Annotated in this window: 9 protein-coding genes and 2 tRNA genes; 8 read left to right on the forward strand and 3 right to left on the reverse strand. The window is 62.3% G+C overall.

The window, feature by feature from the left end:
- From EOA24_RS12895 to EOA24_RS12905, 3 genes are all read right to left on the reverse strand, one after another.
- The coding region (locus tag EOA24_RS12895; protein WP_245501786.1) for a histidinol-phosphate transaminase at nt 1–897 on the reverse strand (897 nt) is incomplete at its 3' end.
- A gap of 202 nt (nt 898–1099) precedes the next feature.
- On the reverse strand, nt 1100–1357 hold the full coding sequence (locus EOA24_RS12900; protein WP_189343111.1) for a hypothetical protein: 258 nt from the start codon (nt 1355–1357) through the stop codon (nt 1100–1102).
- 674 nt (nt 1358–2031) lie between these two features.
- Nucleotides 2032–2106 (reverse strand) — tRNA-Asn (locus EOA24_RS12905).
- A 207-nt stretch (nt 2107–2313) separates the two neighbouring features.
- On the opposite strand from EOA24_RS12905, the gene EOA24_RS12910 reads away from it, so the two are divergent.
- From EOA24_RS12910 to EOA24_RS12945, 8 genes are all read left to right on the forward strand, one after another.
- Nucleotides 2314–2574: a hypothetical protein gene (locus EOA24_RS12910; protein ID WP_126082274.1), complete on the forward strand. Its 261-nt coding sequence runs from the start codon at nt 2314–2316 to the stop codon at nt 2572–2574.
- A gap of 164 nt (nt 2575–2738) precedes the next feature.
- Nucleotides 2739–2812 (forward strand) — tRNA-Cys (locus tag EOA24_RS12915).
- A gap of 92 nt (nt 2813–2904) precedes the next feature.
- A complete protein-coding gene (locus EOA24_RS12920) occupies nt 2905–3579 on the forward strand; it encodes a protein-L-isoaspartate O-methyltransferase (RefSeq protein WP_127409842.1) in 675 nt (224 codons plus the stop codon).
- Between the two features lie 184 nt (nt 3580–3763).
- Nucleotides 3764–5146 (forward strand): TolC family outer membrane protein, encoded by a 1383-nt coding sequence (locus EOA24_RS12925; RefSeq protein WP_127409843.1) that lies wholly within the window; start codon nt 3764–3766, stop codon nt 5144–5146.
- A 326-nt stretch (nt 5147–5472) separates the two neighbouring features.
- Nucleotides 5473–6297, forward strand: coding sequence for a PopZ family protein (locus EOA24_RS12930; protein WP_126082276.1), 825 nt, complete (start codon nt 5473–5475; stop codon nt 6295–6297).
- 209 nt (nt 6298–6506) lie between these two features.
- Nucleotides 6507–9290 (forward strand): valine--tRNA ligase, encoded by a 2784-nt coding sequence (locus EOA24_RS12935; protein ID WP_126082277.1) that lies wholly within the window; start codon nt 6507–6509, stop codon nt 9288–9290.
- Between the two features lie 361 nt (nt 9291–9651).
- The gene (locus EOA24_RS12940) at nt 9652–10899 is read left to right on the forward strand and encodes an OmpP1/FadL family transporter (protein ID WP_126082278.1); all 1248 of its coding nucleotides are present in this window, start codon (nt 9652–9654) and stop codon (nt 10897–10899) included.
- A gap of 289 nt (nt 10900–11188) precedes the next feature.
- The coding region (locus EOA24_RS12945) for a dihydroxy-acid dehydratase (protein ID WP_189353931.1) at nt 11189–12223 on the forward strand (1035 nt) is incomplete at its 3' end.

A 12223-nucleotide genomic window follows, 5' to 3' on the forward strand; every position in this document is an offset into this window, starting at 1 on the left:
GCGCACCAGCACGAAATTCGTCCGGCTTTCCGGGACCTCGTAGCCAGCCGCCCGCAGGCCTTGCGCGAAGCGATCGCGGGTGTCGGCGGTGCGCGCCACGATGGCACGCGTATAAGCCCGGTCCTCAACGGCCGCGACGGCCATGGCAAGGCTGACCGTCGAGACTTGGTTCGAGTTTTGCATCTTGCGCACTTCGGCGGCGAGCTGGGGCGCGAACAACCCCCAGCCGACGCGCGCGCCCGCCAGCCCGTATGCCTTGGACAGACTGCGCAGGACGACGGTGTCGCCGCGTCCGGCCAGCGCGAAGATTGCCTGCGGATCCTGATCGTCGAATTCGCCATAGGCCTGGTCGATCATCAGGAGAACGTCGCCGGGAAGCGCCGCGCGCAGGCGCAGCAGCTCGGCGTTCTTGATGCGCGTGCCGGTCGGGTTGCCCGGATTGCAGACGAAGACGATGCGCGTCTGCGGCGTGAGCGCCGCCAGGATGGCGTCGATCGAGACTTCATAGCCGCGCTCCTGCGCCTTGACATAGGTCGCCCCGACACGGGCTGCCGCCGAGGCAGCAAAATTATAGGCATAGTCCGTGCCAAGCACGTCCGCGCCGGGACCGGCGAAGGCCGCAATCGTGCAGGCGATCAGCTCCATCGAACCGGCACCGCACAGGACAAGGTCACGCTCGACGCCATAGGTTTTTGCGATGGCCTCGCGCAGCAAGGTCCAGTCTGGGTCCGGATAAAGATGGCTGCGCGCCACGGCATCGCGGCCGGCCTCGATCGCCTTGGGGCTGGGCGGGAAGGCGCTCTCGTTCTGCGCCAATGTCGGGCGGCCATAGCCGCCGAAATTCGCCAGCGCGAAAGCGGACATGGCCTCGATATGGGCGGTGGCTTTCAGGGGCACGGCATGGTCCGGCGATCGGCTTGTCGGCAAGGTGTTTGAGCGGAGGCTAAGGCAGGGTGGCCGAGCCGCAAAGCAAAATTCGGCGGTGCAATGGGTAAGGGAATTTGGCCCATGCGGGGTGGGTGGCGCCGGTCCTGGCTCCGTTCCCTCAACCAGGCGGGCCAGCCAGCTTTGTGCTGCTCGGTGTTTTCGCCAGAGATGGCTACATGTCGTATCGGGGGACCATCTTCGGCGACCGCAGTTCCTGGGCCATTTTTGCCGCCTGGAAGATCGTCATAAGGACGTAGGTCGTTTCACCTTCGGTCGAGTTTATGGCCAAGACCACTCGGCCAATCTCGTCACTCATGGCGCAAGACCAATCCTTGACTGCAATCGCCCGTTTCCACGCCATGTCCCCCTGCCTTTCCTTCGCGAGGTTATTTGGCGTCGTAAAAACCAGCAATTTGGACTGAATGCCCATTGCGTTGGGCCTAACGTCGTTGGCTAACCAGCAAGCTAGTGCTCCTGAATTTCAGCAGCCCGTGGCTGAATGCAAAAGGAAGGTGCGCTGTCACTGTGATCTTGCAATTGGTTATCAAGATTGTCATCAACTCTGCGCGGCGTTCAGGGTTTCAACGCGTCGCGATTGACGGTGATGGCTTCCACCCGAAGCCTCCAGGCATATCCAACGCAGCGCTACGGAAACTTCGCTCGACTTCAGCGGTATAGGTGCCGTCGTTCTCGAAACGGTCCCAGAGAATGAAGCCGATAATGAGCGCGATGACGAACAGGGGCCAACGCATCGGACAGTCCCTCAGATGCCCGACCGATATTTTCTGCCAGGGACTCATAAATACAAGCTATTGCTAATATATAGTGACTTGGCGCGACAGCTACCTATGACCGGGAACTAGGACTGGTCGCCAGGTTGCCGGCTGGGCGAATCGCCCAAGTCTGGACTGGGGGCACGAAAATTCCATCGCCGATGTGCCCTCTGCAGGCCGATCCGCTCATCAAAAACGCGATCCATGGTGCCAACTCTCCCTTCGAGCGGTTCCGGTGTAGATCGGCACCCAGCGAAGTCGAGTTGTATAGATATGCCGCAGATCAGCCGATTTTGGCTGCTCTGAAAAACTCTGAAGATCTTGGAATTGTTGGCTCCCCGGGCCGGATTCGAACCAGCGACCAACCGGTTAACAGCCGGTTGCTCTACCACTGAGCTACCGGGGAACGGAGGCTCTGACGTGAGTGGCGCAGCCTATAGCAAACACCTTTCGGCTTTGCAAAGCAGCATTTCGCAATTTTTCTCCAGTTTTTGATGCGGCTATTTGTGCCATCGTTCGGCGCGCCCACATATGAAGGGCTTCACACCGGCATGGAACAAAGCGGCCGGTCATCGCCTTGACATGGCTCAGGCAGCGGATGGGATTGGTTTGAATGACCGCAGCGGACGATGACAACGCCCCGGCACGGAAGATTTCGATCTTAGGCCGCGAGTTCACGATGCCGCGCTCGCGCGGCTGGCGAATCGCCATCGGCATGCTGCTTACCCTTGGCGGGCTTCTGGGCTTTCTGCCGATTCTCGGCTTCTGGATGATTCCGCTCGGTCTCCTGGTTCTGTCCTATGAATTCGCCATGATCCGACGCCACCGGCGGCGTTTCATCGTCTGGTGGGAACGTCGGCGTCGACCCGACTGAGAGGCAGGGACGGCTGCACCACGGCGATACCGGAGTCGCGACAACCGATTGGTAATCACCACTTTGGCCGCTCCATGCGAAAGCATCGGGAATGACGCGCCGCCGCTTGACGACCTTTGAGCGTCAACATAATGAGTTCGCTCGGAACGCCGGGAGCATTGCGAGGCCTCGTGGCGGAGTGGTTACGCAGAGGACTGCAAATCCTTGCACCCCGGTTCGATTCCGGGCGAGGCCTCCAGATGCTTGCGGGCTCCAGCGCAATCGCGCCGGAGCGGGGTTCCAGTCGAAGTTTTAGCCGCGCGTTTGGCGCGGAGAGCGGATTGTTGGGACATGAGCGCTGATTTTTCCGAACGCCGCGTGAAGATGGTCGACGGCCAGGTCCGCACCACCGATGTCACCAGCGCGCCTCTCATCGAAGCGATGCTGAGCGTTCCGCGCGAGGCCTTTGTCGACGCCGGGCAGCGGGATCTGGCCTATATCGACGAAGACATCCGCATTTCGAACGGCGCCAATGGCAGCGGCCCACGCTACCTGATGGAGCCGTCGCCGCTCGCCAAGCTTTTGCAACTGGCCGAGATCGACGCGAGTGATTCGGTGCTCGATGTCGGCTGCGGCAGCGGCTATTCCGCCGCATTGCTGTCCAGGCTTGCCCGGTCCGTGGTGGCGCTGGAAAGCGATCCCGCGCTGGCGGAGACCGCGAAATCCACGCTGTCCAGCCTTGGCTGCGAGAATGTTACTGTGGTCACCGGGCCGCTGCCGCAGGGGCATGCCGCTAAAGCGCCCTACAACGTCATCTTCGTCGGCGGCAGCGTCGAGGAAGTGGCGCCGGCGCTGCTCGACCAGCTTGCGGAAGATGGACGCCTGGTTGCGGTCGAGGGACAAGGCAACTCTGGCGTGGCCCGGCTGTTTTTTAAAGCCGGGGGGGTTGTAACCGGAAGACGAGCCTTTAATGCGGCAATTAAGCCACTACCGGGCTTCGAACGTGCTCACGCGTTTGAATTCTGAGCGTTTTTGCCTTGCAGCGAAGGCGCTGTCATGATCGCTTGCGCCTGACAATCGTTGCTGATTTGGTTAACCGGGCGTTTCGGGAGGCCGTCAGCGGGGGAACGATAAACAACGCGGCGCCGGTCGATCCGTAAGGGTAGGCTGACGTGGCGTGGTTCCCATGTAAACGAATGAGGGAAATAAAGTGCCGCCCCGACACAAAAGAGTTTTAGCAGCGATTCTCGTTTCCGCGACAGCGCTTTCGCCGTTGGCCGCCTCCGCCGAGACCATTACGGGCGCCCTCGCCAAAGCCTACCAGTACAATTCGCAGCTCAACGCCGCGCGCGCCGGCGTGCGCGTCACCGATGAGGGTGTTGCCATCGCCAAGTCGGGCTGGCGCCCGACCGTCACTGGTTCGGCCAACATCGACTACACCAACACGCACGGATTTGGCACCAGCAGGAGACTGACGACCGGCAGCTTCGGCGTGCAGATCAACCAGACGCTGTTCGACGGCTTTCAGACCAAGAACAATGTCGCTGCCGCCGAATCGCAGGTGAAGGCTTCGGTCGAAAGCCTGCGCAACACCGAAGAGAACATCCTGTTCAACGCGGCGAGCGCCTATATGGACGTGATTCGCGACCGCCAGGTCGCGGTGCTGACCGAGCAGAACCTGCAGTTCCTGACTGAGCAGGCGCGCGCCGCCCGCTCGCGCTTCGAGGTCGGCGAGGGCACCCGTACCGACGTCGCCCAGGCCGACGCCTCGCGCGCCACGGCCGTGGCTCAGTTGAGCGCCGCCCGCGCAACGGCGCTGGCGAGCGCGGCCACCTACCACCAGATCGTCGGCGACGAGCCGGGCAAGCTGAAGGCGGCCTCGCCGCTGGGCAAGCTGTTGCCGGGCAATCTCGATTCCGCCCTGGCTGTCGCTTCCGCCGAGCATCCGGCCATCCTTGCCACGCAGCATCTCGTCGATGCGGCGGCGTTTTCGATGAAGTCGTCGGAAGGTGCGCTGCTGCCCCAGCTTTCGGCCTCCGCCGGCATCTCGGACAATTACAGCCACACCTCTCCCGGTTCCTCCAGCAGTCCCAACGGTAGCTCGACGTCCGCCAATATCGGCGCAACTCTGACCATACCGATCTATTCGGGCGGCCGGACCTCGGCGATTGTGCGGCAGAACAAGGAATCGCTCAGCGAGGCGCGCATCCAGGTCGATGTCAGCCGCGACCAGGTGCGCCAGGCCGTGGTCTCGGCCTGGACGCAATATGTCGCAGCGCGCGAAAGCGTGGATGCCAACAGGCAGGTCATCGACGCCGCGCAGCTGGCGCTGAACGGTGTCATCGAGGAGCGCAATGTCGGCCAGCGCACGACGCTCGACGTGTTGAACGCGCAGAACGCCGTCATCACCGCCAAGATCAACCAGGCAAGCTCCGAGCGCGATGTGGTGGTGGCGAGCTACGCCATCCTGTCGGCGATGGGACGGCTGTCGGTCGATCGCCTGGGCCTGGCCGTCACCAAATACAGGCCGGAAGAGCATTACAACGCCGTCAAGGACAAGTGGATCGGATTGCGCACGCCCGACGGACGCTGATTTCGGATCCAAGCTTCGATAAACGCCGCGCGTCCCATGGATGCGCGGCGTTTGTCTTTTCAGGATGACTGACCGGGCTGCGCATCGCCTGAAGCGCGTATGCGCTTTAGGTTTTTGATTTTATGCATGTCTTTATCCCGAAACCGGTTCCCACTTTCGAGAGACATGCTTTCTGTTGAAATCTCCTAATCTGTTGAAATCCAAAGAGTCCCCAGATTGGGGATTCTCGGATGGCGATCGGTCGGTTACGCTGTCTCCACTGATTCGAATTCCGGCCCGGGCAGGAACGGAATTGCGTAGTGGTCACAAGGGCGGCGGATGTGACGATGGCGACGGCAAGCAGCGCGCAGCGCGAACCTTCCATGGAAGAGATACTGGCTTCCATCCGAAGGATCATCGAGGACAGCGATACCGGTCGCAAGCAGCCGGCCGAGGCCGGTGACCTGCGCCAGGACCTGGAACCGGCCGCCGTCAACACTCCCTCCGCTGCGATACCCGCTGTCGAGGTCGACGCCTTTCGTTCCGAACTGCATGCCGATGCCGGTCCCCGCAGGCCGGCGACGCTGGCGGAGGTCCAGGCCCAGCTTGCCGCGACCGATCCAGTGCTTGCGCGCGCCGAGGCTCGCCCGGAGCCGGTGAAGGCAGCGCCGGCGACCCCGGCGGAGGCTGGTGTCAGACACGCGGTCGAGCCGAGCGCGCCGGCAGCCGCCAACAGGCCCGCCGCTGCAAATGCGCCGCAGACCGCCGAGACCATTGTCGCCGATTGGCGGCGGGAAATCGCCGCGGCCGGAGGCAGCACCGTTACGGCGAAGCCGGCTGTCCGGGCTCCGGAAGCCGCGCCGCGGGTCGAGATCGACAAGGAGGAGCCCGCGGTCGAAGCCGTTGCGCATGCCGACGCTCCCCAGTCCTCCGCGCCTGAGGCTCAGCCGTCCCGTCCCGCGATCCTTTCCGAGCACACGGGCAGGCAGGTTGCCGCCGCGTTCGGCGAGCTTTCCGATGCCTTTGCCAGCCGCGGCAAGAAGAGCTTCGATGAAATGGCCGAAGAGATGTTGCGGCCGATGCTGCAGGATTGGCTCGACAACAACCTGCCGACGCTGGTCGAAAGGCTGGTGCGCGAAGAGATCGAGCGCGTGGCGCGCGGCGCGCAGTAGCCGCCGTAACACGCAAGCTGAAAAGCGCCGCCTTCGGGCGGCGCCTTGTTCAAGGCTCTCAGGTGAGCGCGCGTTGCTCCTGCTCGGCCGACATTGCCACGGGCTGCGGCAGGCCTATCTGTGACGGTGATCGCAGCTCTCGCGGTTGACTCGGCCAAGACCTTCCGATTTACACCGGACGCTTGTTACCGACAGTCCGGACCTCCTCCATGCTTGAAAAGACCTACGACGCCAAGACCGTCGAGCCGAAGATCGCCAAAATCTGGGAAGAGGCCGACGCCTTCCGGGCCGGCGCCGGCGCGGAGGAAGGGGCGGACGCCTTCACCATCGTCATCCCGCCGCCGAACGTCACCGGCTCGCTGCATATGGGCCATGCGCTCAACAACACGCTGCAAGACATTTTGGTGCGCTTCGAGCGCATGCGCGGCAAGAACGTGCTTTGGCAGCCCGGCATGGATCACGCCGGCATCGCCACGCAGATGGTGGTCGAGCGCCAGCTCATGGAAAGGCAGATCCATCGCCGCGATCTCACGCGAGAGCAATTTATCGAGAAGGTCTGGGAGTGGAAGGCCGAATCCGGCGGCGCGATCTTCAACCAGCTGAAGCGCCTCGGCGCCTCGGCCGACTGGTCGCGCGAACGCTTCACCATGGATGAAGGCCTGTCCAAGGCGGTGCTGGAAGTCTTCGTCACGCTCTACAAGGAAGGCCTCATCTACAAGGACAAGCGCCTTGTGAACTGGGACCCCAAGCTGCTGACGGCCATTTCCGACCTCGAGGTCGAGCAGCACGAGGTCAACGGCAATCTCTGGCACTTCCGTTACCCGATCGAAGGCGAAGCGTTCGATCCGGAGAACCCGAAGACCTTCATCACGGTCGCCACGACGCGCCCCGAGACGATGCTTGGCGATACGGCGGTTGCCGTTCATCCGGGTGACGAGCGCTTCACCGATCTGGTCGGCCGCAACGTCGTGCTGCCCATCGTCGGTCGCAAGATACCGATCGTGGCGGACGAATATTCCGATCCGGAGAAGGGCTCCGGCGCGGTCAAGATCACGCCGGCGCATGATTTCAACGACTTCGAGGTCGGCAAGCGTCACAAATTGCCGGCGATCAACATCCTGACAGTCGAAGCCGCCATCAAGCTCAAGGACAACGAGGATTTCCTCGCCGGTCTCGAGGTGACGCCGGAGCGCGAGGCCGTCTGGGACGAGCTCGACGGACTCGACCGCTTCGCTGCCCGCAAGAAGGTCGTCGAGCTGATGGAAGCGGGCGGGTTCCTCGACAAGATCGAGCCGCACCGGCACACCGTGCCGCATGGCGACCGCGGCGGCGTGCCGATCGAGCCGTTCCTGACCGACCAATGGTATGTCAACGCCGCCGAGCTCGCCAAGCCGGCGATCGCCTCGGTGCGCGAGGGCCGCACGAACTTCGTGCCGAAGAACTGGGAAAAGACCTATTTCGACTGGATGGAGAACATCCAGCCCTGGTGCATTTCGCGCCAGCTCTGGTGGGGCCACCAGATCCCGGCCTGGTATGGGCCGGACGGGCATGTCTTCGTCGAGAAGACCGAGGAAGAGGCTTTGGCCGCGGCGGTCGAATATTACCTGGCGCTGGAAGGGCCGTGGAAGGCCTGGGTAGAGGACAAGCTCGAGAATTTCCAGCCGGGCGAGATCCTGACCCGCGACGAGGACGTGCTCGACACCTGGTTCTCGTCGGCGCTGTGGCCGTTCTCGACGCTCGGCTGGCCCGACCAGACGCCCGAGCTCAAGACCTATTACCAGACCGACGTGCTGGTGACCGGCTTCGACATCATCTTCTTCTGGGTCGCCCGCATGATGATGATGGGCCTGCACTTCATGGACGAGGAGCCGTTCCACACCGTCTATGTGCATGCGCTGGTGCGCGACAAGAACGGCGCCAAGATGTCGAAGTCGAAGGGCAACGTCATCGATCCGCTCGACCTGATCGACGAATATGGCGCAGATGCGCTGCGCTTCACGTTGACAGTGATGGCGGCTCAGGGGCGCGACGTGAAGCTCGATCCGGCGCGCATCGCCGGCTATCGCAATTTTGGCACCAAGCTGTGGAACGCGACGCGCTTCGCCGAGATGAACGAGGTTGCGCGCAACGACGAGTTCTGGCTGAACGACGCCAAGCTGCCGGTCAATCGCTGGATCCTGACCGAGCTGACGCGAGCGGCGCGCGCGGTCACCGAAGGCATCACCAGCTATCGTTTCAACGACGCGGCGGGCGCGGCCTATCGCTTTGTCTGGAACCTGTTCTGCGACTGGTACCTGGAGCTGTTGAAGCCGGTGTTCATGGGCACGGACGAGGCCGCCAAGGCTGAGAGCCGGGCCTGCGTCGCCTTCGTACTCGACGAGATCTACAAGCTCCTGCATCCGATGATGCCGTTCATGACCGAGGAGCTGTGGGCGCAGACCGCTGGCGAAGGCAAGGAGCGCTCCTCGCTGCTTTGCCATGCCGCCTGGCCGTCGCCCGACTTCGAGGACGAAGAGGCTGCCGCCGACATCAACTGGCTGGTCGACCTCGTCTCGGGCATCAGGTCAGTGCGGTCGGAGATGAACGTGCCGCCGGCAGCGATCGCGCCGCTGATGGTGATCGGCGCTAACACGCTGACGCAGGAGCGGCTGGAGCGTCACGCCCAGGCGATAAAGCGGCTGGCGCGCGTCGGCGATATCGCTCTGGTCGATGCGCCGCCAAAGGGCTCGGCACAGATCGTGCTCAATGAGGCGACGATCAGCCTGCCGCTCGGCAGCCTGATCGACCTCCAGGCCGAGGCTGCGCGGCTGCAGAAGGAACTGGCCAAGGTGACCGAGGAGATCGCCCGCCTGCACAAGAAGCTGTCGAACGAGAAGTTCGTCGCCAATGCGCCGGAAGAAGTGGTCGAGGCCGAGCGCGAAAAACTCGCCGAATATCGCGAGGCGCAGGAGAAGCTATCGGTGGCTTTGACAAGGGTTCGCGACGCCGGCTGAGCGGCAAGAATCGCCTCGGCGCGGAGCTGCTTTCCGGTACGTTAGCTGCCTCGAAAATAGGCGTTCCGCTACGTTAATTTTGACGTAAACGGAAAGTTTGGGCCGAATTGTTGCCATAATGTAACAATGCGGCCTGAAAGGACCTGAAATCGGCTGTTTTTGCCCCGTTTTGGGTGGTTTTCGCGGTTTTTTCGATCATTTGACCCTGGTTGGCGCGATTTGGGCGCCAATTCCGGCGCGCCTCACCATGGCAAAAATACGTGCTGTCAAGATGTACGTGTACAGCTCCTGAAAACGTTGTTGCGTCGTTAACCCGAATTGGTTCTAGCTTGAGCCACTTGTATTTCGGGGAGGGATTTCCATGAGCATTTTGCGTCTCAAAGCACTGCTGGGGGCAGGATGCTTTTCGCTTGCCATGGTCGGAGCCGCGATGCAGCCCGCGCGTGCCGGCGGCATCGAGCGCGGCGGCTATGATATCGACCTGCTGTTCGATCCGGCGCCTTTTGCGACGGAAGCCGAAGCGACCTATGTGATGCCGGATCGCAAACTCAAAAACGGGGTGGACACCAATCCGCTCGACGGGAACATCACCGCCCTCGGCAGCTCAACGAACGAAAGTGAGGACTATTGGGTACCTCGCATCGGCGCAAAGGCCCAGCTTGTCCCTGGCGTCGACTGCATGGTCGACTATTCACAGCCGTGGGGCGCCCATACATCGCCCGGTCTGTGGGCCGGCGCCCAGTCCAACATGGAAACCGACATTAAGAGCGACAGCTACGGCGCGACCTGTTCCTATAAGATGGACGCGGGTAAAGGTCAGCTTCGCTTCATCGGCGGTGTTTTCTACCAGAAGGTCTACGGCTTCAAGGAAGACTTGGTGTCGCCGCTGGTTCCCAACTTCCAGGGAACCGGCCGTGTCGATCTGACGAGCAGCGGCTGGGGCTGGCGCGCCGGCATTGCCTACGAAATCCCGGACATCGCGCTGCGCGCAAGCCTCGTTTATAACTCGAAGGTCAAGCTCGACAATATTTCGGGCACATTGGACTTGTCGAACGTTGGCGCACCGATTTTCCCGATCTACGGCTCGACGCAGTACATGCCGGATGTCGTCGAATTCAAGCTTCAGTCGGGTATAGCGCCGGGATGGCTCGCCTTCGGTTCAGTCAAGTGGGTCAACTGGAGCCTGCTGCAAAGTGTTCCGATCTGCGTCGTAGGCACTCCCTCTTCGGCATGTGTCACCGGTGATGCACTGCATTCGGGCCAAATCACGTCGCTGGACTTGATGTATCGTGACGGCTGGACCGTTTCCGGCGGCATTGGCCACAAGTTCAACGATCAGTGGAGCGCCGCCGGCCAACTGAGCTGGGATCGCGGCACCTCGCATGGCTACGGCTCGCAGACCGACACCTGGACGCTGGGCGGTGGCGTTGCCTATACGCCGCGGCCGAACATTGAACTTCGCTTGGCCGGCGCGATTGGTGTGTTGACCAGCGGCCATTCCGGGATAGTGAATGGTGAGAACGGATATCAGGCCGGCACCGAAGTCAGCTACGACTTCGGCAACGATCTCGTCACGGCGATCTCGGGTGGTCTCAAGATCAAGTTCTAAGTTCTGAAAATTCGGGAAAAAGGCCGAGCATTGCTCGGCCTTTTTTGTTGTCTAGCCGAGGGCTCAGCATAGCCTCTCGGCGCGCTATTGCAGATTCGCCGCGCAATCGCCGCCCCATTCGATTGTGACGTTTCGGCAACAGTTGCTGAACAAGCCCTGCTGTAGAAGTCAGACTGAGGGAACTGCCCATTTCCCGCCATAAACCCGGAGCACCCGAGATATGTCCCGGGATGCGTGCCAGGTTGGCGCGGCGAGGGGACCGGCCGCGGGGTGTGCGGCAAGGACGAGTATGGACGCCAAGGTAATCTCGAAGGCCAAGCTGCCCAGCCGCTACGTGACCGAAGGTCCGGCGCGGGCGCCGCATCGCTCGTATCTTTATGCCATGGGCCTGTCGGCGGCCGAGATCGCGCAGCCTTTGGTCGGCGTCGCGAGCTGCTGGAATGAAGCTGCGCCCTGCAACATCTCGCTGATGCGCCAGGCGCAGGTGGTCAAGAAGGGTGTGGCGGCCGCCAATGGCACGCCGCGCGAGTTCTGCACCATCACCGTCACCGACGGCATCGCCATGGGTCACCAAGGCATGAAGTCGTCGCTGGTGTCGCGCGAGGTGATCGCCGATTCGGTCGAGCTCACCATGCGCGGCCATTGCTATGACGCCCTTGTCGGGCTTGCCGGCTGCGACAAGTCGCTGCCCGGCATGATGATGGCGATGGTGCGCCTCAACGTGCCCTCGATCTTCATCTATGGCGGCTCGATCCTGCCCGGCAGCTATCGCGGCCGGCAGATCACCGTGCAGGATGTGTTCGAGGCGGTCGGCCAGCATTCGGTGGGCACGATCAGCGATGCCGAACTGCTTGAGATCGAGCAGGTTGCCTGTCCTTCGGCCGGTTCCTGCGGCGCCCAGTTCACCGCCAACACCATGGCCACCGTCGCCGAGGCGATCGGCCTGGCACTGCCCTACTCTTGCGGCGCGCCGGCGCCCTACGAGATGCGCGACCGCTTCAATTTCGCCTCGGGCGAAAAGGTTATGGAACTGATCGCGAAAAACATCCGGCCGCGCGACATCGTCACGCGCAAGGCGCTGGAAAATGCCGCGACCGTGGTGTCGGCCACCGGCGGCTCGACCAACGCGGCGCTGCATTTGCCGGCAATCGCGCATGAGGCCGGCATCAAGTTCGACCTCTTCGACGTGGCCGCGATCTTCGAGAAGACGCCCTATATCGCCGATCTCAAGCCGGGCGGCAAATATGTCGCCAAGGACATGTTCGAGGCCGGCGGCATTCCGCTCTTGATGAAGACGCTGCTCGATCACGGCTATCTGCACGGC

The sequence above is a fragment of the Mesorhizobium sp. M2A.F.Ca.ET.039.01.1.1 genome, assembly GCF_003998035.1.
Lineage (GTDB): Bacteria > Pseudomonadota > Alphaproteobacteria > Rhizobiales > Rhizobiaceae > Mesorhizobium.

Bases quoted from the DNA above. Each gene is read 5' to 3' on its own strand.
- EOA24_RS12935 (WP_126082277.1), top strand. From the start codon at position 6,507: ATGCTTGAAAAGACCTACGACGCCAAGACCGTCGAGCCGAAGATCGCC.
- EOA24_RS12900 (WP_189343111.1), bottom strand. From the start codon at position 1,357: ATGGGCATTCAGTCCAAATTGCTGGTTTTTACGACGCCAAATAACCTC.
- EOA24_RS12910 (WP_126082274.1), top strand. From the start codon at position 2,314: ATGACCGCAGCGGACGATGACAACGCCCCGGCACGGAAGATTTCGATC.
- EOA24_RS12920 (WP_127409842.1), top strand. From the start codon at position 2,905: ATGAGCGCTGATTTTTCCGAACGCCGCGTGAAGATGGTCGACGGCCAG.
- EOA24_RS12930 (WP_126082276.1), top strand. From the start codon at position 5,473: ATGGCGACGGCAAGCAGCGCGCAGCGCGAACCTTCCATGGAAGAGATA.
- EOA24_RS12940 (WP_126082278.1), top strand. From the start codon at position 9,652: ATGAGCATTTTGCGTCTCAAAGCACTGCTGGGGGCAGGATGCTTTTCG.